This is a genomic window from Escherichia sp. KTE96 (assembly GCF_000408525.1).
Classification (GTDB): Bacteria; Pseudomonadota; Gammaproteobacteria; order Enterobacterales; family Enterobacteriaceae; genus Escherichia; species Escherichia marmotae.
In genome coordinates, this window is the sequence record NZ_KE137149.1 from 2,280,791 (window position 1) to 2,304,907 (window position 24,117).

27 protein-coding genes and 1 pseudogene are annotated in these 24,117 nt (G+C 50.8%); 24 read left to right on the top strand and 4 right to left on the bottom strand.

Translation table 11 applies throughout. The features are described from left to right. The first annotated feature begins 527 nt into the window (after window positions 1–527). A complete protein-coding gene (gene rluC, locus A1WG_RS04065; RefSeq protein WP_024191859.1) occupies window positions 528–1,487 on the top strand; it encodes a 23S rRNA pseudouridine(955/2504/2580) synthase RluC in 960 nt (319 codons plus the stop codon). Window positions 1,488–1,598: 111 nt separating this feature from the next. Here the strand turns inward: rluC and yceF are convergent, their stop codons facing one another. Then, window positions 1,599–2,183, bottom strand: coding sequence for a 7-methyl-GTP pyrophosphatase (yceF, locus tag A1WG_RS04060; protein ID WP_001516185.1), 585 nt, complete (start codon window positions 2,181–2,183; stop codon window positions 1,599–1,601). A 198-nt stretch (window positions 2,184–2,381) separates the two neighbouring features. Between yceF and yceD the strand changes: the two genes are divergently transcribed. The 14 genes from yceD (at window position 2,382) to ptsG (ending at window position 14,891) form a co-directional block, all read left to right on the top strand. Continuing rightward, complete coding sequence (gene yceD, locus A1WG_RS04055; protein ID WP_001174477.1) at window positions 2,382–2,903, top strand: 23S rRNA accumulation protein YceD; 522 nt, start codon at window positions 2,382–2,384, stop codon at window positions 2,901–2,903. A gap of 51 nt (window positions 2,904–2,954) precedes the next feature. Next, window positions 2,955–3,128 (top strand): 50S ribosomal protein L32, encoded by a 174-nt coding sequence (gene rpmF, locus A1WG_RS04050; protein ID WP_000290727.1) that lies wholly within the window; start codon window positions 2,955–2,957, stop codon window positions 3,126–3,128. An 80-nt stretch (window positions 3,129–3,208) separates the two neighbouring features. After that, window positions 3,209–4,279, top strand: coding sequence for a phosphate acyltransferase PlsX (gene plsX, locus A1WG_RS04045; protein WP_000197582.1), 1,071 nt, complete (start codon window positions 3,209–3,211; stop codon window positions 4,277–4,279). A gap of 67 nt (window positions 4,280–4,346) precedes the next feature. Continuing rightward, window positions 4,347–5,300 carry a beta-ketoacyl-ACP synthase III gene (fabH, locus tag A1WG_RS04040; protein ID WP_000288127.1) on the top strand — a complete coding sequence of 318 codons (954 nt, stop codon included), beginning with the start codon at window positions 4,347–4,349 and terminating at the stop codon, window positions 5,298–5,300. A gap of 15 nt (window positions 5,301–5,315) precedes the next feature. Further along, window positions 5,316–6,245, top strand: a complete 930-nt coding sequence (gene fabD, locus A1WG_RS04035; RefSeq protein ID WP_001516187.1) for an ACP S-malonyltransferase — start codon at window positions 5,316–5,318, stop codon at window positions 6,243–6,245. A gap of 12 nt (window positions 6,246–6,257) precedes the next feature. Further along, complete coding sequence (gene fabG / locus A1WG_RS04030; protein WP_001008542.1) at window positions 6,258–6,992, top strand: 3-oxoacyl-ACP reductase FabG; 735 nt, start codon at window positions 6,258–6,260, stop codon at window positions 6,990–6,992. Window positions 6,993–7,202: 210 nt separating this feature from the next. Then, the gene (acpP, locus tag A1WG_RS04025) at window positions 7,203–7,439 is read left to right on the top strand and encodes an acyl carrier protein (RefSeq protein WP_000103754.1); all 237 of its coding nucleotides are present in this window, start codon (window positions 7,203–7,205) and stop codon (window positions 7,437–7,439) included. A gap of 88 nt (window positions 7,440–7,527) precedes the next feature. After that, window positions 7,528–8,769, top strand: coding sequence for a beta-ketoacyl-ACP synthase II (fabF, locus tag A1WG_RS04020; protein WP_000044679.1), 1,242 nt, complete (start codon window positions 7,528–7,530; stop codon window positions 8,767–8,769). A gap of 119 nt (window positions 8,770–8,888) precedes the next feature. Further along, a complete protein-coding gene (pabC, locus tag A1WG_RS04015; protein WP_001516188.1) occupies window positions 8,889–9,698 on the top strand; it encodes an aminodeoxychorismate lyase in 810 nt (269 codons plus the stop codon). Between the two features lie 2 nt (window positions 9,699–9,700). Continuing rightward, the gene (gene yceG / locus A1WG_RS04010) at window positions 9,701–10,723 is read left to right on the top strand and encodes a cell division protein YceG (RefSeq protein ID WP_000756887.1); all 1,023 of its coding nucleotides are present in this window, start codon (window positions 9,701–9,703) and stop codon (window positions 10,721–10,723) included. Beyond that, window positions 10,713–11,354 carry a dTMP kinase gene (tmk, locus tag A1WG_RS04005; protein ID WP_001516189.1) on the top strand — a complete coding sequence of 214 codons (642 nt, stop codon included), beginning with the start codon at window positions 10,713–10,715 and terminating at the stop codon, window positions 11,352–11,354. The genes yceG and tmk overlap by 11 nt, the downstream gene beginning before the upstream one ends. After that, entirely contained in the window at window positions 11,351–12,355 is a 1,005-nt protein-coding gene (holB, locus tag A1WG_RS04000; protein WP_001516190.1) for a DNA polymerase III subunit delta', read from the top strand. Before tmk ends, holB begins: the two co-directional genes overlap by 4 nt. A gap of 10 nt (window positions 12,356–12,365) precedes the next feature. Beyond that, entirely contained in the window at window positions 12,366–13,163 is a 798-nt protein-coding gene (locus tag A1WG_RS03995; protein WP_000480281.1) for a metal-dependent hydrolase, read from the top strand. Window positions 13,164–13,457: 294 nt separating this feature from the next. After that, window positions 13,458–14,891: a PTS glucose transporter subunit IIBC gene (ptsG, locus tag A1WG_RS03990; RefSeq protein WP_000475699.1), complete on the top strand. Its 1,434-nt coding sequence runs from the start codon at window positions 13,458–13,460 to the stop codon at window positions 14,889–14,891. 59 nt (window positions 14,892–14,950) lie between these two features. Here ptsG and A1WG_RS0122295 read toward each other — a convergent pair. Then, window positions 14,951–15,106, bottom strand: a pseudogene (locus tag A1WG_RS0122295) (TonB-dependent siderophore receptor); the annotation flags it as partial. Between the two features lie 286 nt (window positions 15,107–15,392). Here A1WG_RS0122295 and hinT point away from each other — a divergent pair. The 8 genes from hinT to A1WG_RS03950 all read left to right on the top strand — a co-directional run bounded on the left by hinT (window position 15,393) and on the right by A1WG_RS03950 (window position 21,651). Further along, entirely contained in the window at window positions 15,393–15,752 is a 360-nt protein-coding gene (hinT, locus tag A1WG_RS03985; RefSeq protein WP_024191861.1) for a purine nucleoside phosphoramidase, read from the top strand. Between the two features lie 2 nt (window positions 15,753–15,754). Then, the gene (locus A1WG_RS03980) at window positions 15,755–16,132 is read left to right on the top strand and encodes a YcfL family putative periplasmic lipoprotein (protein ID WP_001225274.1); all 378 of its coding nucleotides are present in this window, start codon (window positions 15,755–15,757) and stop codon (window positions 16,130–16,132) included. Between the two features lie 13 nt (window positions 16,133–16,145). Beyond that, window positions 16,146–16,787, top strand: a complete 642-nt coding sequence (gene lpoB / locus A1WG_RS03975) for a penicillin-binding protein activator LpoB (protein WP_001516192.1) — start codon at window positions 16,146–16,148, stop codon at window positions 16,785–16,787. Next, on the top strand, window positions 16,768–17,592 hold the full coding sequence (thiK, locus tag A1WG_RS03970; protein ID WP_001516193.1) for a thiamine kinase: 825 nt from the start codon (window positions 16,768–16,770) through the stop codon (window positions 17,590–17,592). Before lpoB ends, thiK begins: the two co-directional genes overlap by 20 nt. Before the next feature lie 10 nt (window positions 17,593–17,602). After that, entirely contained in the window at window positions 17,603–18,628 is a 1,026-nt protein-coding gene (nagZ, locus tag A1WG_RS03965) for a beta-N-acetylhexosaminidase (protein ID WP_000529327.1), read from the top strand. A 22-nt stretch (window positions 18,629–18,650) separates the two neighbouring features. Continuing rightward, entirely contained in the window at window positions 18,651–19,193 is a 543-nt protein-coding gene (gene ycfP / locus A1WG_RS03960; protein WP_000587920.1) for an alpha/beta hydrolase YcfP, read from the top strand. 386 nt (window positions 19,194–19,579) lie between these two features. Continuing rightward, entirely contained in the window at window positions 19,580–20,884 is a 1,305-nt protein-coding gene (gene ndh, locus A1WG_RS03955) for an NADH-quinone dehydrogenase (protein ID WP_001516194.1), read from the top strand. A gap of 227 nt (window positions 20,885–21,111) precedes the next feature. Continuing rightward, window positions 21,112–21,651, top strand: coding sequence for a glycine zipper 2TM domain-containing protein (locus A1WG_RS03950; protein WP_001516195.1), 540 nt, complete (start codon window positions 21,112–21,114; stop codon window positions 21,649–21,651). Window positions 21,652–21,712: 61 nt separating this feature from the next. On the opposite strand, the gene comR is transcribed toward A1WG_RS03950, so the two are convergent. Further along, window positions 21,713–22,345 (bottom strand): TetR family copper-responsive transcriptional repressor ComR, encoded by a 633-nt coding sequence (gene comR, locus A1WG_RS03945; protein WP_000179798.1) that lies wholly within the window; start codon window positions 22,343–22,345, stop codon window positions 21,713–21,715. A gap of 240 nt (window positions 22,346–22,585) precedes the next feature. On the opposite strand from comR, the gene bhsA reads away from it, so the two are divergent. After that, window positions 22,586–22,843 carry a multiple stress resistance protein BhsA gene (gene bhsA / locus A1WG_RS03940; RefSeq protein ID WP_001516196.1) on the top strand — a complete coding sequence of 86 codons (258 nt, stop codon included), beginning with the start codon at window positions 22,586–22,588 and terminating at the stop codon, window positions 22,841–22,843. Window positions 22,844–22,925: 82 nt separating this feature from the next. Here bhsA and ldtC read toward each other — a convergent pair whose 3' ends face one another. Beyond that, window positions 22,926–23,888, bottom strand: a complete 963-nt coding sequence (ldtC, locus tag A1WG_RS03935; protein ID WP_077633343.1) for a L,D-transpeptidase LdtC — start codon at window positions 23,886–23,888, stop codon at window positions 22,926–22,928. Window positions 23,889–24,117: the final 229 nt, after the last annotated feature.

Here is a 24,117-nt window from a genome sequence, read left to right on the forward strand (position 1 = left end):
AAGTAACGCCTTTCCGGGTGTGAACCGATGGCCTCGTGTCTAGTCGCGTCGCCAACCTCACGGTTATCGTCAGCTCAAAGAGGCGCAGAGTGTCGGTTGCCCGTTTTTCATGCGGAAAAACAGCGCAATTATCAGAGAAACAGACTGGGTATTACTCTCCAGAAATATTTCCATCTACCGGTAAGGACTGCAACCCGCAGCCCGCTAACTGCCTGAAAGATCAATACGTCTTACGCCATTGCTGCGTTGATGATCGGTCGGGCAAAATGGGTTATTCCGTAAAATTTCTTGTTTTAACAAGGTTGGACACGGAAACGTTCTCATTATTCCACTGCAAGCCTTGTTATAGCAAGATGACTTTTACCATTTATCACCCACTTACTCACAGTTTTTTCACTTCTTGCTGGTGATTGGTTTAATAACCAGCAATTAAGTGATTGCGCTGGGAAGTAATAAGGTGCAGAACTAAATATAAGCATAGAAAAATGAGTGGCGCGAATCCTGCTGGCTATTTAGAATCGCCCACCATGAAAACAGAGACTCCATCCGTAAAAATTGTTGCTATTACCGCTGATGAAGCGGGGCAACGTATCGACAACTTTTTGCGTACCCAATTGAAAGGCGTACCAAAAAGTATGATCTACCGTATTTTGCGTAAAGGCGAAGTACGGGTGAACAAAAAACGTATTAAGCCTGAATATAAACTCGAAGCTGGCGATGAAGTGCGTATTCCGCCGGTTCGCGTTGCTGAACGGGAAGAAGACGCGGTTTCGCCGCATCTGCAAAAAGTCGCTGCGCTGGCGGATGTCATCTTATATGAAGATGATCATATCCTGGTGTTGAATAAACCGTCTGGCACAGCAGTACATGGCGGCAGTGGTTTAAGTTTCGGCGTTATTGAAGGACTGAGGGCGTTGCGCCCGGAAGCGCGGTTCCTTGAACTGGTGCATCGGCTCGACCGGGACACCTCTGGTGTGCTGCTGGTAGCGAAAAAACGCTCGGCGTTACGTTCTCTACATGAGCAATTACGTGAAAAAGGTATGCAAAAAGATTACCTGGCGCTGGTGCGCGGTCAGTGGCAGTCACACGTGAAAAGCGTGCAAGCGCCGTTGCTGAAAAACATTCTGCAAAGCGGCGAGCGTATTGTGCGTGTGAGCCAGGAGGGTAAGCCGTCAGAAACGCGCTTCAAAGTGGAAGAACGCTATGCGTTTGCCACGCTGGTGCGTTGTAGCCCGGTGACCGGTCGTACACACCAGATCCGTGTGCATACGCAATACGCTGGTCATCCGATTGCCTTTGATGATCGTTACGGCGACCGCGAATTTGATAAACAACTCACTGAAGCGGGAACGGGATTAAATCGTTTATTCCTGCACGCCGCGGCGTTGAAGTTTACCCATCCGGGAACGGGTGAGGTGATGCGTATCGAAGCGCCGATGGATGATGGTTTGAAGCGTTGTTTGCAGAAACTGCGTAATACGCGTTAATGCGAGCATATAAATCAGATAGTAGGCGGTAGGCCTGATAAGGCGTTTACGCCGCATCAGGCAGTCAGCACCAATTGCCGGATGCGGCGTAAACGCGTCCGGCCCATAAAATTATCCCATCAGCGGGTTTTTCCCTTCCCGACGTAACATCTGACAGAGCGCAATAAGCGGCAAACCAACCAGCGTGTTAGGGTCACGCCCTTCTAAACGCTCGAATAGCGTAATGCCAAAGCCTTCACTCTTAAAGCTACCTGCACAGTGCAGGGGATGCTCCTTACGCACGTAATTATCAATCTCCGCCTCGCTCAGATGACGGAAATGGACGTCAAATGGTTCCACTTCTGTTTGCAGATGTCCGTTGGCGGAATTATACAATGCCAGCCCGGTATAAAAGGTGACAATATTGCCGCTGGCTTTGCGTAATTGCAGGCGCGCATTTTCTTCCGTTAACGGTTTACCGGTGATTTCACCGTCAAGAACACACACCTGGTCAGAACCAATAATTAAATGGTCTGGATAACGTGATGCTAAGGATTGCGCTTTTTCTTGCGCCAGTCGAAGCACCAGTTGGCGAGGTGATTCATCGCTATGCGGGGTTTCGTCGACCTCCGGCGCGGCACATTCGAAAGAGATTTGCAGTTTTTCAAGTAGAGCGCGGCGCCAGGGCGAGGTGGAGGCTAAAATAAGTTTAGACATATTTTTTTCCATCAGATATAGCGTATTGATGATAGCCATTTTAAACTATGCGCTTCGTTTTGCAGGTTGATGTTCGTTGTCAGCACTGAACGAAAATAAAGCAGTAACCCGCAATGTGTGCGAATTATTGGCAAAAGGCAACCACAGGCTGCCTTTTTCTTTGACTCTATGACGTTACAAAGTTAATATGCGCGCCCTATGCAAAAGGTAAAATTACCCCTGACTCTCGATCCGGTTCGTACGGCTCAAAAACGCCTTGATTACCAGGGTATTTATACTCCTGATCAGGTTGAGCGCGTCGCTGAATCTGTAGTCAGTGTGGACAGTGATGTGGAATGCTCCATGTCGTTCGCTATCGATAACCAACGTCTCGCAGTGTTAAACGGCGATGCGAAGGTGACGGTAACGCTCGAGTGTCAGCGTTGCGGGAAGCCGTTTTCTCATCAGGTCTACACAACGTATTGTTTTAGTCCTGTGCGTTCAGACGAACAGGCTGAAGCACTGCCGGAAACGTATGAACCGATTGAGGTTAACGAATTCGGTGAAATCGATCTGCTTGCAATGGTTGAAGATGAAATCATCCTCGCCTTGCCGGTAGTTCCGGTGCATGATTCTGAACACTGTGAAGTGTCCGAAGCGGACATGGTCTTTGGTGAATTGCCTGATGAAGCGCAAAAACCAAACCCATTTGCCGTATTAGCCAGCTTAAAGCGTAAGTAATTGGTGCTCCCCGTTGGATCGGGGATAAACCGTAATTGAGGAGTAAGGTCCATGGCCGTACAACAGAATAAACCAACCCGTTCCAAACGTGGCATGCGTCGTTCCCATGACGCGCTGACCGCAGTCACCAGCCTGTCTGTAGACAAAACTTCTGGTGAAAAACACCTGCGTCACCACATCACTGCCGACGGTTACTACCGCGGCCGCAAGGTCATCGCTAAGTAATCACGCGTCTGCGTGATGAAGCTTAGTGAGGATTTTCCCCAGGTAACTGGGGAAAGACCAAACCGGGCGGCGACGATACCTTGACACGTCTAACCCTGGCGTTAGATGTCATGGGGGGCGATTTTGGCCCTTCTGTGACAGTGCCTGCAGCTTTGCAGGCACTGAACTCTAATTCGCAACTCACTCTTCTTTTAGTCGGTAATCCCGACGCCATCACGCCATTACTTGCTAAAGCTGACTTCGAACAACGTTCGCGTTTGCAGATTATCCCTGCGCAGTCAGTTATCGCCAGTGATGCCCGGCCTTCGCAAGCTATCCGCGGCAGTCGTGGTAGCTCAATGCGCGTGGCTTTGGAACTGGTGAAAGAGGGACGAGCGCAGGCCTGTGTCAGTGCCGGTAATACCGGGGCGCTGATGGGACTGGCAAAATTATTGCTCAAACCCCTGGAGGGGATTGAGCGTCCGGCGTTGGTGACGGTGTTACCGCATCAGCAAAAGGGCAAAACGGTGGTTCTCGATTTAGGGGCCAACGTCGATTGTGATAGCACAATGTTGGTGCAATTCGCCATTATGGGCTCTGTTTTGGCAGAAGAGGTGGTGGAAATCCCTAACCCTCGCGTGGCGTTGCTCAATATTGGTGAAGAAGAAGTAAAGGGTCTCGACAGTATTCGGGACGCCTCAGCTGTGCTTAAAACAATCCCTTCTGTCAATTATATCGGCTATCTTGAAGCCAATGAGTTATTAACTGGCAAGACAGATGTGTTGGTCTGTGACGGTTTTACAGGAAATGTCACATTAAAGACGATGGAAGGTGTTGTCAGGATGTTCCTTTCTCTGCTGAAATCCCAGGGAGAAGGGAAAAAACGGTCGTGGTGGCTACTGTTATTAAAGCGTTGGCTACAAAAGAGCCTGACGAGGCGATTCAGTCACCTCAACCCCGACCAGTATAACGGCGCCTGTCTGTTAGGATTGCGCGGCACGGTGATAAAAAGTCATGGTGCGGCCAATCAGCGAGCTTTTGCGGTCGCGATTGAACAGGCAGTGCAGGCGGTGCAGCGACAAGTTCCTCAGCGAATTGCCGCTCGCCTGAAATCTGTATACCCAGCTGGTTTTGAGCTGCTGGACGGTGGCAAAAGCGGAACTCTGCGGTAGCAGGACGCTGCCAGCGAACTCGCAGTTTGCAAGTGACGGTATATAACCGAAAAGTGACTGAGCGTACATGTATACGAAGATTATTGGTACTGGCAGCTATCTGCCCGAACAAGTGCGGACAAACGCCGATCTGGAAAAAATGGTGGATACCTCTGACGAGTGGATTGTTACTCGTACTGGCATCCGTGAACGTCATATTGCTGCACCAAACGAAACCGTTTCTACCATGGGCTTCGAAGCGGCGACACGTGCAATTGAAATGGCGGGGATCGACAAAGACCAGATTGGCCTGATTGTTGTGGCAACGACTTCTGCCACGCACGCCTTCCCGAGCGCAGCATGTCAGATTCAAAGCATGTTGGGCATTAAAGGTTGCCCGGCGTTTGACGTTGCCGCAGCCTGTGCAGGTTTCACCTACGCCCTGAGCGTAGCTGATCAATATGTGAAATCTGGTGCGGTGAAGTATGCTCTGGTCGTCGGTTCCGATGTACTGGCGCGCACCTGCGATCCAACAGATCGCGGAACCATTATCATTTTTGGTGATGGTGCGGGCGCTGCGGTGCTGGCCGCCTCTGAAGAGCCAGGAATTATCTCCACCCATCTGCATGCCGACGGCAGCTATGGTGAATTGCTGACGCTGCCTAACGCTGACCGTGTGAATCCAGAGAATTCAATTCATCTGACTATGGCAGGCAACGAAGTCTTCAAGGTCGCGGTAACTGAGCTTGCGCACATCGTTGATGAGACGCTGGCGGCGAATAATCTTGACCGTTCTCAACTGGACTGGCTGGTTCCGCATCAGGCGAACCTGCGTATTATCAGCGCAACGGCGAAAAAACTCGGCATGTCGATGGACAATGTCGTCGTGACCCTGGATCGCCACGGTAATACCTCTGCTGCTTCTGTGCCTTGTGCACTTGATGAAGCGGTACGCGATGGGCGTATTAAGCCTGGTCAGTTGGTCCTGCTTGAAGCCTTTGGCGGTGGGTTTACCTGGGGCTCCGCGCTGGTTCGTTTCTAGGATAAGGATTTAAAGATGACGCAATTTGCATTTGTGTTCCCTGGACAGGGTTCTCAAACCGTTGGAATGCTGGCTGATATGGCGGCGAGCTATCCCATTGTTGAAGAAACGTTTGCTGAAGCTTCTGCAGCGCTGGGCTACGACCTGTGGGCGCTGACCCAGCAGGGGCCAGCCGAAGAACTGAATAAAACCTGGCAAACCCAGCCAGCACTGTTAGCTGCATCTGTTGCGCTGTATCGCGTATGGCAGCAGCAAGGCGGCAAAGCTCCAGCAATGATGGCTGGTCACAGCCTGGGCGAATACTCCGCGCTGGTTTGTGCTGGTGTGATTGATTTTGCTGATGCGGTGCGTCTGGTTGAGATGCGCGGCAAGTTCATGCAGGAAGCTGTACCGGAAGGGACTGGCGCAATGGCGGCAATCATCGGTCTGGATGATGCGTCTATTGCTAAGGCTTGTGAAGAAGCAGCGGAAGGCCAGGTGGTTTCTCCGGTAAACTTCAACTCTCCGGGCCAGGTGGTTATTGCCGGTCATAAAGAAGCGGTTGAGCGTGCAGGTGCTGCCTGTAAAGCTGCTGGCGCAAAACGTGCGTTGCCGTTGCCAGTGAGCGTTCCGTCTCATTGTGCGTTGATGAAACCGGCTGCCGACAAGCTGGCTGTTGAATTAGCAAAAATCACTTTTAACGCCCCAACCGTTCCGGTTGTGAACAACGTTGATGTGAAATGCGAAACCAATGGTGATGCCATCCGTGATGCCCTGGTGCGCCAGCTTTATAACCCAGTTCAGTGGACGAAGTCCGTTGAATACATGGCAACGCAAGGCGTAGAACATCTTTATGAAGTCGGCCCGGGCAAAGTGCTTACTGGCCTGACAAAACGCATTGTCGACACCCTGACCGCCTCGGCGCTGAATGAACCTTCAGCGATGGCAGCGGCGCTCGAGCTTTAAAAGAGGAAAATCATGAATTTTGAAGGAAAAATCGCACTGGTAACCGGTGCAAGCCGTGGGATTGGCCGCGCAATTGCTGAAACGCTCGCAGCCCGTGGTGCGAAAGTTATCGGCACTGCGACCAGTGAAAGCGGCGCTCAGGCGATCAGTGATTATTTAGGTGCTAACGGTAAAGGTCTGATGTTGAATGTGACCGACCCGGCATCTATCGAATCTGTTCTGGAAAAAATTCGCGCAGAATTTGGTGAAGTCGATATCCTGGTCAATAATGCCGGTATCACTCGTGATAACCTGTTAATGCGAATGAAAGATGATGAGTGGAACGATATTATCGAAACCAACCTTTCATCTGTTTTCCGTCTGTCAAAAGCGGTAATGCGCGCTATGATGAAAAAGCGTCATGGTCGTATTATCACTATCGGTTCTGTGGTTGGTACCATGGGAAATGGCGGTCAGGCCAACTACGCTGCGGCGAAAGCGGGCTTGATCGGCTTCAGTAAATCACTGGCGCGCGAAGTTGCGTCACGCGGTATTACTGTAAACGTTGTTGCTCCGGGCTTTATTGAAACGGACATGACACGTGCGCTGAGCGATGACCAGCGTGCGGGTATCCTGGCGCAGGTTCCTGCGGGTCGCCTTGGCGGCGCACAGGAAATCGCCAACGCGGTTGCATTCCTGGCATCCGACGAAGCAGCTTACATCACGGGTGAAACTTTGCATGTGAACGGCGGGATGTACATGGTCTGACCGCGAATTGCACAAAATGCTCATGTTGCGCGCAGTCTGCGTGGTTATGAGTAATAATTAGTGCAAAATGATTTGCGTTGTTGGGGGGTATGGCCTCAAAATAGCGTAAAATCGTGGTAAGACCTGCCGGGATTTAGTTGCAAATTTTTCAACATTTTATACACTACGAAAACCATCGCGAAAGCGAGTTTTGATAGGAAATTTAAGAGTATGAGCACTATCGAAGAACGCGTTAAGAAAATTATCGGCGAACAGCTGGGCGTTAAGCAGGAAGAAGTTACCAACAATGCTTCTTTCGTTGAAGACCTGGGCGCGGATTCTCTTGACACCGTTGAGCTGGTAATGGCTCTGGAAGAAGAGTTTGATACTGAGATTCCGGACGAAGAAGCTGAGAAAATCACCACCGTTCAGGCTGCCATTGATTACATCAACGGCCACCAGGCGTAAGTGAACATCTCCAGGCGGTCGTTCGACCGCCTGAGTTTTATCTTTTTGTCCCACTAGAATCATTTTTTTCCCTCCCTGGAGGACAAACGTGTCTAAGCGTCGTGTAGTTGTGACCGGACTGGGCATGTTGTCTCCTGTCGGCAATACCGTAGAGTCTACCTGGAAAGCTCTGCTTGCCGGTCAGAGTGGCATCAGCCTAATCGACCATTTCGATACTAGCGCCTATGCAACGAAATTTGCTGGCTTAGTAAAGGATTTTAACTGTGAGGACATTATCTCGCGCAAAGAACAGCGCAAGATGGATGCCTTCATTCAATATGGAATTGTCGCTGGCGTTCAGGCCATGCAGGATTCTGGCCTTGAAATAACGGAAGAGAACGCAACCCGCATTGGTGCCGCAATTGGCTCCGGGATTGGCGGCCTCGGACTGATCGAAGAAAACCACACATCTCTGATGAACGGTGGTCCACGTAAGATCAGCCCATTCTTCGTTCCGTCAACGATTGTGAACATGGTGGCAGGTCACCTGACTATCATGTATGGCCTGCGTGGCCCAAGCATCTCTATCGCGACCGCCTGTACGTCTGGCGTGCATAACATTGGCCATGCTGCGCGTATTATCGCGTATGGCGATGCTGACGTGATGGTTGCAGGTGGCGCAGAGAAAGCCAGTACGCCGCTGGGCGTTGGTGGTTTCGGCGCGGCACGTGCATTATCTACCCGCAATGATAACCCGCAAGCGGCCAGCCGCCCGTGGGATAAAGAGCGTGATGGTTTCGTACTGGGCGATGGCGCCGGTATGCTGGTGCTCGAAGAGTACGAACACGCAAAAAAACGCGGTGCGAAAATTTACGCTGAACTTGTCGGCTTTGGTATGAGCAGCGATGCCTACCATATGACGTCGCCGCCGGAAAATGGCGCAGGCGCAGCACTGGCAATGGCGAATGCTTTGCGTGATGCAGGCATTGAAGCGAGCCAGATTGGCTACGTTAACGCGCACGGTACTTCAACGCCAGCAGGCGATAAGGCCGAAGCGCAGGCAGTGAAAACCATCTTCGGTGAAGCTGCAAGCCGTGTGCTGGTAAGTTCCACGAAATCCATGACTGGTCACCTGTTAGGTGCAGCGGGTGCAGTAGAGTCTATCTACTCCATCCTGGCCCTGCGCGATCAGGCTGTTCCGCCGACTATCAATCTGGATAACCCGGATGAAGGCTGCGACCTGGATTTTGTGCCGCATGAAGCGCGCCAGGTAAGCGGAATGGAGTACACCTTGTGTAACTCCTTCGGCTTCGGTGGCACCAATGGCTCTTTGATCTTTAAAAAGATCTAATCTGCCATTTTTCACCATTATAAAAGGTCCGCTTGCGGGCCTTTTTTCTTAGGTTTTATTCAGACTTGTTCCGTAGAGAACATGCTGCCACACTAACAATCCTCTGATAAGGAGCCGGTATGTTCTTAATTAACGGTCATAAACAGGATTCGCTGGCAGCGAGCGATCGGGCTACGCAATTTGGCGATGGCTGTTTCACCACAGCCAGAATTATCGACAGAAAAGTCAGCTTATTATCCGCTCACATCACGAGGCTACAGGAAGCCTGTCAGCGCTTAATGATCACCTGTGACTTCTGGTGCCAGCTTGAGCAAGAGATGAAAATTCTGGCGGCAGAGCAGCAGAATGGTGTGCTGAAAGTGGTGATCAGTCGCGGCAGTGGCGGGCGAGGGTACAGCGCATTGAACAGTGGCCCGGCAACGCGGATGCTTTCAGTTACGGCTTATCCAGCACATTACGACCGTTTGCGTAACGAGGGGATGACGCTGGCGCTAAGCCCGGTGCGGCTGGGGCGCAATCCTCATCTTGCAGGTATTAAACATCTGAATCGCCTTGAGCAAGTACTGATCCGCTCTCATCTTGAGCAGACAAACGCTGATGAGGCGCTGGTTCTTGACAGCGAAGGGTGGGTTACGGAATGCTGTGCGGCTAATTTGTTCTGGCGCAAGAACAACGTAGTTTATACGCCGCGTCTGGATCAGGCTGGTGTCAACGGCATTATGCGACAATTCTGTATTCGTTTACTGGCACAATCCTCTTATCAGGTTGTCGAAGTGCAAGCCACACTGGAAGAAGTGATGCAGGCGGATGAGATGATAGTTTGTAATGCGCTAATGCCGATTATCCCTGTACGCGCTTGTGACGATGTCTCCTTTTCGTCAACAACGCTATATGAATATTTAGCCCCACTTTGTGAGCACCCGAATTAGTCATGAAAAAAGTGTTATTGATTGTCTTGTTATTGCTGGTGGTACTGGGTATCGCCGCTGGTGTGGGCGTCTGGAAAGTTCGCCACCTTGCTGACAGCAAATTACTTATTAAAGAAGAGACTATATTTACCTTGAAACCGGGGACCGGGCGACGGGGGCTCGGTGAACAACTTTATGCCGATAAGATCATCAATCGCCCACGTGTATTTCAATGGTTGCTGCGTATCGAGCCGGATCTTTCTCATTTCAAAGCCGGTACTTACCGTTTTACACCACAGATGACCGTGCGCGAGATGCTGAAATTGCTGGAAAGCGGTAAAGAAGCGCAGTTCCCGCTACGCCTGGTGGAAGGGATGCGTCTGAGCGATTACCTCAAACAATTGCGTGAGGCACCGTATGTTAAGCACACGCTGAGCGACGATAAATACGCCACCGTGGCACAGGCGCTGGAGCTGGAAAACCCGGAGTGGATTGAAGGCTGGTTCTGGCCAGATACCTGGATGTATACCGCCAATACCACTGATGTCGCGTTACTCAAACGAGCGCACAAGAAAATGGTGAAAGCGGTCGATAGCGCCTGGGAAGGTCGTGCAGATGGGCTGCCCTATAAAGATAAAAACCAACTGGTGACCATGGCGTCGATTATCGAAAAAGAAACGGCCGTTGCCAGTGAACGCGATCAGGTTGCCTCGGTATTTATCAACCGTTTACGTATTGGCATGCGTCTGCAGACCGACCCGACGGTGATTTACGGGATGGGAGAGCGTTATAATGGCAAGCTTTCCCGTGCAGATCTGGAAGCACCAACAGCGTATAACACTTATACCATTACCGGTCTGCCGCCAGGCGCAATTGCAACACCGGGGGCGGATTCGCTGAAGGCTGCTGCGCATCCGGCAAAAACGCCGTATCTCTATTTTGTGGCCGATGGTAAAGGCGGTCACACGTTTAATACCAATCTTGCCAGTCATAACAAGTCTGTGCAGGATTATCTGAAAGTGCTTAAGGAAAAAAATGCGCAGTAAGTATATCGTCATTGAAGGGCTGGAAGGTGCAGGCAAAACTACCGCGCGTAACGTGGTGGTCGAGACGCTTGAGCAACTGGGTATCCGTGACATGGTTTTCACTCGGGAACCTGGCGGCACGCAACTTGCCGAAAAGTTAAGAAGCCTGGTGCTGGATATCAAATCGGTAGGCGATGAAGTCATTACCGATAAAGCCGAAGTGCTGATGTTTTATGCCGCGCGCGTTCAGTTGGTCGAGACTGTCATCAAACCCGCGCTGGCTAATGGAACCTGGGTGATTGGCGATCGCCACGATCTCTCCACTCAGGCGTATCAGGGCGGTGGCCGTGGTATTGACCAGCATATGCTGGCAACGTTACGTGGTGCCGTTCTTGGGGATTTTCGCCCTGACTTAACGCTCTATCTCGATGTTACCCCAGAAGTCGGCCTTAAGCGCGCACGTGCGCGTGGCGAGCTGGATCGCATTGAGCAAGAGTCTTTTGATTTCTTTAATCGTACCCGCGCCCGCTACCTGGAACTGGCCGCACAAGATAAAAGCATTCATACCATTGATGCTACCCAGCCGCTGGAAGCCGTTATGGACGCGATTCGCACCACCGTGACTCACTGGGTTAAGGAGCAGGACGCATGAGATGGTATCCATGGTTACGACCTGATTTCGAAAAACTGGTAGCCAGCTATCAGGCCGGAAGGGGTCACCATGCGCTACTGATTCAGGCGTTACCCGGTATGGGCGATGATGCCTTAATCTATGCTCTGAGCCGTTATTTACTTTGCCAACAACCGCAGGGCCACAAAAGCTGTGGTCACTGTCGTGGATGCCAGTTGATGCAGGCGGGGACACATCCCGATTATTACACTCTTGCACCTGAAAAAGGAAAGAACGCGCTGGGCATTGATGCTGTGCGTGAAGTCACTGAAAAATTGAATGAGCACGCACGCTTAGGCGGTGCAAAAGTTGTCTGGGTCACCGATGCCGCCTTGCTGACTGATGCTGCTGCTAATGCCTTGCTGAAAACTCTGGAAGAGCCGCCAGCGGAAACCTGGTTTTTCCTCGCTACACGAGAAATTGAACGCTTACTGGCCACACTGCGCAGCCGTTGTCGCTTGCATTACCTTGCACCACCGCCAGAACAGTACGCGGTGAGCTGGCTTGCGCGTGAAGTGACAATGTCACCAGAGGCCATACTCACCGCATTGCGCCTGAGCGCCGGTTCGCCTGGTGCGGCGTTGGTGTTGTTTCAGGGAGATACCTGGCAGGCACGTGAGACTCTTTGTCAGGCGTTGGCACATAGCGTGCAATCTGGCGACTGGTATTCGATGTTGTCGGCACTTAATCACGAACAAGCTCCGGCGCGTTTACATTGGCTGGCAACTTTGTTGATGGATGCGCTCAAACGCCATTATGACGCCTCACACGTCACCAATGTTGATGTTCCTGGCGTTGTCACCGCGCTGGCAAACCAGCTTTCTCCCTCTCGCCTGCAGGCTATACTGGGGGATGTTTGCCAAAGTCGTGAACAGTTAATTTCTGTCACAGGCGTAAACCGCGAGCTTCTCATCACCGATCTTTTACTGCGTATTGAGCATTACCTGCAACCGGGCGTTGTGTTACCGGTTCCTCATCTTTAAGAGAGACATTATGTTTTTAGTCGACTCACACTGCCATCTTGATGGTCTGAATTATGAATCTTTGCATAAGGACGTGGATGACGTTCTGGCGAAAGCCGCCGCGCGCGATGTGAAATTTTGTCTGGCGGTTGCCACGACATTACCGGGTTACTTGCATATGCGAGATCTGGTAGGCGAACGTGACAACGTTGCATTTTCTTGCGGTGTACATCCGCTCAACCAGAACGATCCCTACGATGTGGAAGATTTACGCCGCCTGGCGGCAGAAGAGGGGGTTGTTGCGCTGGGTGAAACCGGGCTGGATTATTATTACACGCCGGAAACTAAAGTGCGTCAGCAAGAGTCCTTTATTCACCATATCCAGATTGGCCGCGAACTGAACAAACCGGTTATCGTTCATACGCGCGATGCCCGTGCCGATACGCTGGCAATTCTGCGCGAAGAAAGAGTGACGGATTGCGGTGGCGTACTACACTGTTTTACAGAGGACAGAGAAACAGCGGGCAAGTTACTGGATCTCGGATTTTACATCTCCTTCTCCGGCATTGTGACCTTCCGAAATGCGGAACAACTACGCGATGCCGCGCGCTATGTGCCTCTGGATCGGTTGTTGGTCGAAACTGACTCACCTTATCTGGCACCCGTACCGCATCGAGGAAAAGAGAATCAACCTGCGATGGTTCGTGACGTTGCAGAATACATGGCTGTGTTGAAAGGTGTTGCCGTTGAAGAACTGGCGCAGGTAACCACCGATAACTTCGCCCGTCTGTTTCACATCGACGCTTCCCGCCTTCAATCCATCTGTTGAATGAATTTTTTTTAAGCTCGTAATTAATGGGTAAAACGAGTAAAGTTCACCGCCGCAAATTGGGCGGTGGATAACCACGTTTGAAATATCTTGACATATGTTTTGTCAAAATGTGCAACTTCTCTCATGACCAGAAGTTGAAACGTGATAACCGTCAAACAAATCAACATTGAATTATTTTACTCTGTGTAATAAATAAGGGGCGCTTAGATGCCCTGTATACGGTAAGGCTCTCCCCCCTTGCCACGCGTGAGAACGTTAAAAAAGCACCCATACTCAGGAGCACTCTCAATTATGTTTAAGAATGCATTTGCTAACCTGCAAAAGGTCGGTAAATCGCTGATGCTGCCGGTATCCGTACTGCCTATCGCAGGTATTCTGCTGGGCGTCGGTTCCGCGAATTTCAGCTGGCTACCCGCCGTTGTATCGCATGTTATGGCAGAAGCAGGCGGTTCCGTCTTTGCAAACATGCCACTGATTTTTGCGATTGGTGTTGCCCTCGGCTTTACCAATAACGATGGCGTATCTGCGCTGGCCGCAGTTGTTGCCTATGGCATCATGGTAAAAACCATGGCCGTGGTTGCGCCGCTGGTACTGCATTTACCTGCTGAAGAAATTGCCGCTAAACATCTGGCGGATACAGGCGTACTCGGGGGGATCATCTCCGGTGCGATTGCAGCGTACATGTTTAACCGTTTCTACCGTATTAAGCTGCCTGAGTATCTTGGCTTCTTTGCCGGTAAACGCTTTGTGCCGATCATTTCTGGCCTGGCTGCCATCTTTACTGGCGTTGTGCTGTCCTTCATTTGGCCGCCAATTGGTTCCGCAATCCAGACCTTCTCCCAGTGGGCTGCTTACCAGAACCCGGTAGTTGCGTTTGGTATCTACGGCTTCATCGAACGCTGCCTGGTACCGTTTGGTCTGCACCACATCTGGAACGTACCTTTCCAGATGCAGATTGGTGAATACACCAATGCCGCAGGTCAGGTGTTCCACGGCGATATTCCGCGTTATATGGCGGGTGACCCGACTGCGGGTAAACTGTCTGGCGGCTTCCTGTTCAAAATGTACGGTCTGCCGGCTGCCGCGATTGCTATCTGGCACTCTGCTAAACCAGAAAACCGCGCTAAAGTGGGCGGTATCATGATCTCCGCGGCACTGACCTCGTTCCTGACCGGTATCACCGAGCCGATCGAGTTCTCCTTCATGTTCGTTGCGCCGATCCTGTACATCATCCACGCGATTTTGGCAGGTCTGGCATTCCCAATCTGTATTCTGCTGGGGATGCGTGACGGTACTTCGTTCTCGCACGGTCTGATTGACTTTATCGTACTGTCTGGTAACAGCAGCAACCTGTGGCTGTTCCCGATTGTCGGTATCGGTTATGCGATTGTTTACTACACTATCTTCCGCGTGCTGATTAAAGCTCTGGATCTGAAAACGCCGGGCCGTGAAGACGCAACTGAAGATGCGAAAGCAACCGGTACTAGCGAAATGGCACCGGCTCTGGTTGCCGCATTTGGCGGTAAAGAAAACATCACTAACCTCGACGCATGTATTACCCGTTTGCGCGTCAGCGTTGCTGATGTGTCCAAAGTGGATCAGGCTGGCCTGAAAAAACTGGGCGCAGCGGGCGTAGTGGTTGCTGGTTCTGGTGTTCAGGCGATTTTCGGTACTAAATCCGATAACCTGAAAACTGAAATGGATGAGTACATCCGTAACCACTAATCCGTAAGATGTTGGGGAGACTAAGGCAGCCGAATGGCTGCCTTTTTTACTGGCGTCAATCAGAACGGGTACGTTCCGGTAATGCTGAAATTACGCGGTGTGCTGTAGACGATAGAACCTTCTACGTTGGTATCATAGGTTTTATCGAACAGGTTATTGACGTTCCCCTGTAACGAGAAGTTTTTTGTCACCTGATAACGGGTGAACAGATCAACTGTCGTTTTCGGCGCGAAAGAATAATGCCAACGCAATACAGGCGGGTAACAATGGCGGCTGTGTATCCCTGTTTAATATATAAACTAAAGAGAAATCATGTTTTCGGTTCATTAGCAGGCGGAAATGGGAATAATAGCGATGTATGCGGCAGTAAAGCGATTTTTTGCTTAATAAATTGTGAGTTAAGGTTGAAAGAGCGGGTTTAACTCGACCATACTCTATACTCGCAGTGTGGCGCGGCGTAGCATGGCGCAACGCATGGCTATTATGAAAAAGGAAAATGTCGTGGCAGAAGAAACTATTTTCAGCAAAATTATTCGTCGTGAGATCCCCTCCGATATCGTTTACCAGGATGATCTGGTAACGGCGTTTCGCGATATTTCGCCGCAAGCGCCAACACATATTCTGATCATTCCTAATATCCTCATTCCTACCGTGAATGACGTGTCAACCGAGCATGAGCAGGCGCTGGGGCGCATGATCACCGTGGCGGCAAAAATCGCTGAGCAGGAAGGGATTGCCGAAGATGGTTACCGTTTGATCATGAATACCAACCGTTATGGTGGACAAGAGGTGTACCACATCCATATGCACCTGCTGGGTGGTCGTCCGTTGGGGCCAATGCTGGCGCATAAAGGTCTGTAACGATGAGAAAAGGATGCTTTGGGCTGGTGTCTCTGGCGCTGTTATTGCTGGTGGGTTGTCGCTCACATCCGGAAATTCCGGTGAATGATGAACAATCTCTGGTGATGGAGTCATCACTTCTGGCTGCTGGTATCAGCGCAGAAAAGCCTGTTTTTTCAATGTCTGACATTCAGTCTTCAGCATCCTCGACGCTCTATAACGAAAGGCAAGAACCCGTTACCGTTCATTATCGTTTTTATTGGTATGACGCCAGAGGGCTGGAGATGCATCCTCTGGAAACGCCACGCAGTGTCACGATTCCCGCGCGTTCAGCGGTGACTCTGTACGGCAGCGCCAATTATCTTGGGGCGCACAAAGTCAGACTTTATATTTATTTGTAAGGGGTGAATCTTGATGACAAAAATGAGTCGCTACGCCTTAATCACCGCGCTGGCGATGTTTCTCGCCGGGTGTGTGGGGCCACGTGAACCCGCACCGGTAGAAGAGGTGAAACCTGCGCCGGAGCAACCTGCCGAGCCGCAACAGCCAGTACCCACGGTGCCATCGGTGCCGACGATCCCGCAGCAGCCAGGGCCAATTGAGCACGAAGATCAAACCGCGCCTCCTGCACCGCATATTCGTCATTATGACTGGAATGGCGCAATGCAACCAATGGTCAGTAAGATGCTTGGGGCTGATGGCGTGACTGCGGGGAGCGTTCTGCTGGTTGATAGCGTTAACAACCGTACTAACGGTTCGCTGAATACCGGAGAAGCGACTGAAACGCTGCGTAATGCGCTGGCCAATAACGGTAAATTTACCCTTGTTTCCGCTCAGCAGCTTTCTATGGCTAAGCAGCAGCTTGGTTTGTCGCCGCAGGACAGTTTAGGTACGCGTAGTAAAGCCATAGGCATTGCTCGCAATGTCGGAGCTCATTACGTGCTTTACTCCAGTGCCTCTGGCAACGTCAATGCACCGACCCTACAAATGCAACTGATGTTGGTGCAGACGGGCGAAATTATTTGGTCAGGTAAAGGTGCCGTTCAGCAGCAATAATCCCATCACGCGCGACGAATTACTGTCGCGCTATTTTCCGCAGTATCATCCCGTCGCGACGTTTAATCATGGGCTTAGCGGCGGGAGTTTTCTCATTGAATATAAGGATCAGCGTTTTGTTGTGCGTCAGCCGCACGATCCTGATGCGTCGCAGTCCGCGTTTTTACGTCAGTATCGGGTGTTATCACAATTACCTGCATACCTTGCGCCAAAGCCGCATTTATATCTTCGTGGCTGGATGGTGGTTGACTATTTACCCGGCGAGGTAAAAACGCAATTGCCAGATACCGACGAACTGGCTGGCTTGCTGTATTATTTGCATCAACAACCGCGTTTTGGCTGGCGAGTAACGTTGTTGCCGCTACTGGAACTGTACTGGCAGCAAAGCGATCCTGCGCGGCGAACAACGGGGTGGCTGCGAATGTTGAAACGTCTGCGCAAAGCGCGGGAACCACAGCCACTACGCCTGAGTCCGTTGCATATGGATGTTCATGCCGGAAACCTGGTGCATAGCGCGTCAGGGTTAAAACTCATCGACTGGGAGTATGCCGGTGATGGCGATATCGCGCTGGAACTGGCGGCGGTGTGGGTGGAAAATACTGACCAGCACCGACGGTTGGTTAATGATTATGCCGTGCGGGCGAAGATTAATCCGGCGCAATTGTGGCGTCAGGTCAGGCGCTGGTTTCCCTGGTTGCTGATGCTGAAAGCAGGGTGGTTTGAGTACCGCTGGCAACAAACCGGCGATCAACAATTTATCAGGCTGGCCAATGACACCTGGCGGCAGCTATCAATAAAACAATAAGGAGAGCAGTGTGGGTCCAGTAATGTTGGATGTTGAAGGTTACGAACTGGACGCGGAAGAGCGTGAGATTCTCGCGCATCCGCTGGTCGGAGGGCTGATTCTCTTTACGCGTAACTATCACGATCCAGAGCAGTTACGCGAACTGGTGCGTCAGATCCGAGCAGCTTCGCGCAATCACCTGGTGGTGGCGGTGGATCAGGAAGGTGGGCGTGTGCAGCGTTTTCGTGAGGGTTTTACCTGCTTACCGGCGGCGCAATCATTCGCTGCACTGCTGGGAATGGAAGAGGGTGGCAAACTGGCGCAAGAGGCGGGTTGGTTAATGGCCAGCGAAATGATCGCTATGGATATTGATATCAGCTTTGCGCCAGTGCTGGACGTAGGGCATATCAGCGCGGCGATTGGTGAGCGTTCTTATCATGCTGATCCAGAAAAAGCCCTCGCAATCGCCAGCCGATTTATTGATGGTATGCATGAAGCCGGAATGAAAACCACCGGTAAACACTTTCCTGGTCACGGCGCAGTAACTGCTGACTCACATAAAGAGACGCCGTGTGATCCGCGTCCGCAAGCGGAAATTCGTGCCAAAGATATGTCAGTCTTCAGCACGTTAATTCGCGAAAATAAACTCGACGCCATTATGCCTGCGCATGTGATCTACAGTGATGTTGATCCGCGTCCGGCGAGCGGATCTCCCCACTGGCTTAAGACCGTTTTACGTCAGGAACTGGGTTTTGACGGTGTGATTTTCTCTGACGATTTATCGATGGAAGGCGCAGCGATTATGGGCAGTTATGCTGAACGTGGGCAGGCATCACTGGATGCGGGTTGCGATATGATCCTGGTCTGCAATAATCGTAAAGGGGCCGTCAGCGTGTTAGATAATCTGTCACCGATCAAGGCAGAACGTGTTACACGTTTGTATCATAAAGGTTCATTTTCGCGACAGGAACTGATGGACTTGGCTCGCTGGAAAGAGATCAGCGCCCGTCTGAATCAGTTACATGAACGCTGGCAGGAAGAGAAAGCAAGTCACTAACCCTGGCTTATGTGAGGAAGCGATGATTATCTATTTACACGGTTTTGACTCTAACAGTCCGGGTAACCACGAAAAAGTCTTACAATTGCAGTTTATTGATCCCGATGTACGGCTGATAAGCTACAGCACTCTGCACCCGAAACACGATATGCAGCATCTGCTCAAAGAAGTGGACAAAATGCTGCAACTGAATGTTGACGAGCGCCCGTTAATTTGCGGTGTTGGGCTGGGGGGTTACTGGGCGGAGCGGATTGGTTTTCTCTGTGATATCCGCCAGGTGATCTTCAACCCTAATCTGTTCCCTTATGAAAACATGGAAGGGAAGATTGATCGCCCGGAAGAGTACGCTGATATTGCTACTAAGTGTGTGACCAACTTCCGCGAGAAGAATCGCGATCGTTGCCTGGTGATCTTGTCGCGTCACGATGAAGCGCTTAATAGCCAGCGGACATCTGAAGAGTTGCATCATTATTACGAGATTGTCTGGGACGAAGAGCAGACGCACAAGTTCAAAAACATCTCCCCGCATTTGCAGCGTATTAAAGCGTTCAAAACCCTCGGTTAAAAGCTATCATCGGTCGCATCAGGTAACCTTGCCGCTATCTGATGCGCCCCGGATTCTGTAGGTCGGATAAGGCGTCCACGCCGCATCCGACAGCCGTGCACCAATGTCTGATGTGCATCTTATCAGGCCTAACACCTCACCCTGTTTCACTCTCCCGAAGCTGCTTGAACAATAAACAAAGCACTGTGTTTTTTGATCTCATCCGGTAAATCCGATTATCTTTTCAGCAACAAAACTTGATTCACATCAATTTTGGTATGACCAATGCACCATTCATGTTATTCTCAATAGCGAAGAACATTTTCATCACTGTAACCTGCTGTTAATTAAGGGCTATGATCATAACCATTAATTAACAATTGGTTAATAAATTTAAGGGGGTCACGTTGACTACGCCATTGAAAAAGATTGTGATTGTCGGCGGCGGTGCTGGTGGGCTGGAAATGGCGACACAGCTTGGACATAAGTTGGGGCGCAAGAAAAAAGCCAAAATTACGCTGGTAGATCGTAACCACAGCCATCTGTGGAAACCGCTGCTGCACGAAGTGGCGACTGGATCGCTCGATGAAGGCGTTGATGCGCTGAGCTATCTGGCCCATGCACGTAATCATGGTTTCCAGTTCCAGTTAGGTTCTGTGGTTGATATCGATCGTGAAGCGAAAACAATCACCATTGCTGAACTGCGCGACGAAAAAGGCGAACTGCTGGTGCCTGAACGCAAAATTGCCTATGACACGCTGGTAATGGCATTGGGCAGCACCTCCAACGATTTCAATACGCCGGGTGTAAAAGAGAACTGCATTTTCCTCGATAACCCGCACCAGGCGCGTCGTTTCCACCAGGAGATGCTGAATCTGTTCCTGAAGTACTCTGCTAATTTGGGCGCCAATGGCAAAGTGAACATTGCGATTGTCGGCGGCGGCGCTACTGGCGTGGAACTCTCTGCCGAACTGCACAATGCGGTGAAACAACTACATAGTTACGGTTACAAAGGGCTGACCAACGAAGCCCTGAATGTAACGCTGGTGGAAGCGGGCGAGCGAATTTTGCCAGCATTGCCGCCACGTATCTCTGCTGCGGCTCACAGTGAGTTAACGAAACTGGGCGTTCGCGTACTGACGCAAACGATGGTGACCAGTGCCGATGAAGGCGGTTTGCACACTAAAGATGGCGAATATATTCAGGCCGATCTGATGGTGTGGGCTGCCGGAATTAAAGCGCCGGATTTCCTGAAAGATATTGGTGGGCTGGAAACCAACCGTATCAACCAACTGGTGGTGGAACCGACGCTGCAAACCACGCGCGATCCAGACATTTATGCCATTGGCGACTGTGCGTCGTGTCCGCGTCCGGAAGGGGGCTTTGTACCGCCGCGCGCCCAGGCCGCACATCAGATGGCTACCTGCGCAATGAACAATATTCTGGCGCAGATGAACGGTAAACCACTAAAAAATTATCAGTATAAGGATCACGGTTCGCTGGTATCACTGTCGAACTTCTCTACCGTTGGTAGCCTGATGGGTAACCTGACCCGAGGTTCGATGATGATTGAAGGACGTATTGCGCGTTTTGTGTACGTTTCGCTGTACCGCATGCATCAGATTGCGCTGCATGGCTACTTTAAAACGGGGCTGATGATGCTGGTAGGTAGCATTAACCGCGTGATCCGTCCGCGTCTGAAACTGCATTAATTGGCTTGTACTGGCGGATGTGGTGTGAACGCCTCATCCGCCCTTACAGGAAGAGGACGATTTGTGAGCCTGATAAGACGCGTTAAGTGTCGCATCAGGCATCCCTTCAGACTCATCTGAATCATTCAGTATTTCCTGCTATTCCCGCGTTTTTCATCTTCTGTCTGATAGCGGCTTTTCCTCTTCGCTTGCATGATTGGCATAACTGCAAAGAAGGAGGTGTTCCCGTGAATAAATCAATGTTGGCGGGTATCGGGATTGGTGTCGCGGCTGCGCTCGGCGTAGCGGCAGTAGCCAGTCTGAACGTGTTTGAACGTGGCCCGCAATACGCTCAGGTTGTTTCTGCAATCCCAATCAAGGAAACAGTTAAAACACCGCGCCAGGAGTGCCGCAACGTCACGGTGACTCACCGCCGACCGGTGCAGGATGAAAATCGCATCGCCGGTTCGGTTCTGGGCGCTGTGGCGGGCGGGGTTATAGGGCATCAGTTTGGCGGTGGGCGCGGTAAAGATGTTGCCACCGTTGTGGGGGCGCTTGGTGGTGGGTATGCCGGTAATCAGATTCAGGGCTCTCTCCAGGAAAGCGATACTTACACGACCACCCAACAGCGTTGTAAAACGGTATATGACAAGTCAGAAAAAATGCTGGGATATGACGTGACCTATAAGATTGGCGATCAGCAGGGCAAAATCCGCATGGGTAGCGATCCGGGCACACAAATCCCATTGGATAACAACGGACAACTGGTTCTGAATAACAAAGTATAAAAAAGCTGTACTCTGCAATTTAGCCCCTCATTCGCTCAGGCTGAGGGGCTTTTTTTGCGTCTTATTTCACCAGCGCTGGCCATAAGCGCAATGTTGTCCGCGAAATCTGCATTAGTTTTTCCAGCGATGCGCCTTCCCGGGCACTGATCGACATCCCCTGAATTATACAATTAAGAAATTCCGCAAGATGCGTTACGTCACAGTGGGCAGGAATTTCCCCGCGAGCCTGGCGTTGACATAAAAACTGTTGCAAGGTGCGTTCCTGCATCGCGTGGCGTGACTTTACGGTATGGGCGATATCTCCAGAATCCGGGGAGAGCGTGGCGCAGTTGTTAATCATAAAGCAACCTGCAGGGGTGTCTTTACTGGTAAAACAGCTCGCGATGGCGGCGAAATAGTCTGCCAGTGCAGACTCCACGCTTTTCTCTTCACAAAACAATTGCGCTTCGTGCTTTGCGGCAAAACGGTCGATATAGCGGTCAAGTACGGCGCGGAATAATCCCTCTTTGTTGGTGAATTCCGCATACAGCGTCGGCGCTTTGGCTCCGGTCGCTTCGACGAGATCGGCAAGGGAAGTTGCTTCATAACCGTGCAGCCAGAACAGTTTCATAGCCTTATCAAGCGCGGCTTCCCTGTCGAACATTTTGGGGCGGCCACGGCTTTTTTTTACACAATGTGCTGAGTCAGTTGCCATGATGCCGTTGTACCTTGTAGCTGTGAATGAATGATTATTATAAAAATAATCACCACCGTTCACCAGTCCAGAGAGCAGAAAAATAATTGCTCTCTATTTAACTGAAATTTAAAGAATTTTAATTTAATTAATGAATGTTATAAAAAATATCTTGTATGTGATCCAGATCACATCTATCATTTAGTTATCGATCGTTAAGTAATTGCTTGCGACGCCATTCATCTGCATAAGGTCACTATTATGAAAAACGTAAAAACCCTCATCACTGCGGCGATTTTAAGCTCCATGTCATTTGCCAGCTTTGCGGCTGTCGAAGTTCAGGCAACACCAGAAGGTCAACAAAAAGTGGGTACTATCAGTGCTAACGCGGGGACAAATCTGGGATCGCTGGAAGAACAACTGGCACAAAAAGCGGATGAGATGGGCGCAAAATCTTTCCGTATTACTTCAGTAACCGGCCCGAATACCCTTCATGGAACGGCAGTAATTTATAAATAAGCATTAACCCTCATTAATGCCCGCTACTGCTGCTTTTTTTCCCCGCGACATGCCGTGCCGCGGGGATTTTTTTATCCGGTATTTACAACGCTTGTTGGTTCACTTGATGACGGCGTACATCCACCGGCATTCCTGAACGTACATCCATCACATGCTGCATTACTTCGGCGTCAGTTTGCGCTGCATTTTTAAATGCCTGCATCGCACTATTGAGCGTAATCGGCAACAATTGCGGATTGTCATCAATCTTCTCTGACAGAGGCTGATGCACTTCTACCAGGCGTGCGCCATTTGGCTCGGCAGAGACTTTAATCGGTGTGTTGATAATGTTCACTTTGGTGCCAGGGGTGACCTGGCTGAAAAGTGTTTTGATATCGTCATCGCGCAGACGAATACAGCCGGAACTTACCCGCATACCAATGCCGAAATCGGCGTTTGTACCGTGAAGTAAATAAACGCCGCCATAGGCCGCCAGACGGATCGCATGATGCCCCATCGGATTATCCGGTCCTGCCGGAACAACAGCCGGAAGTTCGATGCCCTGGGCTTTATAACGGGCGCGGATGTTTGCGGTAGGTGTCCATGTTGGGTTAGCTCGCTTGTCCGAAACGGTAGTTACCATTGTTGGCGTCAATGTGTCTCCGCCTAACTGGCCAATGCCGATCGGATATACGGTCACCGAATTTTTACCCGGTGGATAATAATAGAGACGTAACTCTGCAATATTGATCACAATGCCTTCACGTGGCGCATCCGGCAGCAGCGTTTGCAACGGAATCGTTAACACGCTTCCGGCTCGTGGTACATACGGATCAACGCCAGGGTTGGCCTGTAACAGCGCCAGGAAACCGACGTTATATTTTTTGGCGATGGCTTCCAGCGAACCACCGTCATTCTCCACCACATGAAATTTGTTTTCACCAACCAGACGACTACCCGCAGGCGGCAGCGGCCAGGTATTGGCTTTTGCCGGTAGCGCCAGTGCTACGGCTGCGGCGAACGTAAAATACGTCAGCCAGCGAGAAAAACGCGTTTTGATCATCACCAAAAATCCATAAAAAATATAAGGTTATTGTAATAAAAAGATAAGTATGAATTATGAATGGTGGCAGTGTCGGGTAGTGCAGGGAAGTGCAAAGAATTTGTAAATATTAGGAGAGATGCTGGTTCATGCCTGATGCGGCGTGAACGCCTTATCCGCCTGCAAATTCAATACACGGTAGGCCTGATAAGCGTAGCAAATTTTGTTTATGCTTTGTGTCTAAAGGGGGCAT

Excerpts from the sequence above, each read along its gene's own strand:
- rluC (WP_024191859.1), top strand. The coding sequence starts at position 528 with ATGAAAACAGAGACTCCATCCGTAAAAATTGTTGCTATTACCGCTGAT.
- yceF (WP_001516185.1), bottom strand. The coding sequence starts at position 2,183 with ATGTCTAAACTTATTTTAGCCTCCACCTCGCCCTGGCGCCGCGCTCTA.
- yceD (WP_001174477.1), top strand. The coding sequence starts at position 2,382 with ATGCAAAAGGTAAAATTACCCCTGACTCTCGATCCGGTTCGTACGGCT.
- rpmF (WP_000290727.1), top strand. The coding sequence starts at position 2,955 with ATGGCCGTACAACAGAATAAACCAACCCGTTCCAAACGTGGCATGCGT.
- fabH (WP_000288127.1), top strand. The coding sequence starts at position 4,347 with ATGTATACGAAGATTATTGGTACTGGCAGCTATCTGCCCGAACAAGTG.
- fabD (WP_001516187.1), top strand. The coding sequence starts at position 5,316 with ATGACGCAATTTGCATTTGTGTTCCCTGGACAGGGTTCTCAAACCGTT.
- fabG (WP_001008542.1), top strand. The coding sequence starts at position 6,258 with ATGAATTTTGAAGGAAAAATCGCACTGGTAACCGGTGCAAGCCGTGGG.
- acpP (WP_000103754.1), top strand. The coding sequence starts at position 7,203 with ATGAGCACTATCGAAGAACGCGTTAAGAAAATTATCGGCGAACAGCTG.
- pabC (WP_001516188.1), top strand. The coding sequence starts at position 8,889 with ATGTTCTTAATTAACGGTCATAAACAGGATTCGCTGGCAGCGAGCGAT.
- yceG (WP_000756887.1), top strand. The coding sequence starts at position 9,701 with ATGAAAAAAGTGTTATTGATTGTCTTGTTATTGCTGGTGGTACTGGGT.
- tmk (WP_001516189.1), top strand. The coding sequence starts at position 10,713 with ATGCGCAGTAAGTATATCGTCATTGAAGGGCTGGAAGGTGCAGGCAAA.
- holB (WP_001516190.1), top strand. The coding sequence starts at position 11,351 with ATGAGATGGTATCCATGGTTACGACCTGATTTCGAAAAACTGGTAGCC.
- A1WG_RS03995 (WP_000480281.1), top strand. The coding sequence starts at position 12,366 with ATGTTTTTAGTCGACTCACACTGCCATCTTGATGGTCTGAATTATGAA.
- ptsG (WP_000475699.1), top strand. The coding sequence starts at position 13,458 with ATGTTTAAGAATGCATTTGCTAACCTGCAAAAGGTCGGTAAATCGCTG.
- A1WG_RS03980 (WP_001225274.1), top strand. The coding sequence starts at position 15,755 with ATGAGAAAAGGATGCTTTGGGCTGGTGTCTCTGGCGCTGTTATTGCTG.
- lpoB (WP_001516192.1), top strand. The coding sequence starts at position 16,146 with ATGACAAAAATGAGTCGCTACGCCTTAATCACCGCGCTGGCGATGTTT.
- ycfP (WP_000587920.1), top strand. The coding sequence starts at position 18,651 with ATGATTATCTATTTACACGGTTTTGACTCTAACAGTCCGGGTAACCAC.
- comR (WP_000179798.1), bottom strand. The coding sequence starts at position 22,345 with ATGGCAACTGACTCAGCACATTGTGTAAAAAAAAGCCGTGGCCGCCCC.
- bhsA (WP_001516196.1), top strand. The coding sequence starts at position 22,586 with ATGAAAAACGTAAAAACCCTCATCACTGCGGCGATTTTAAGCTCCATG.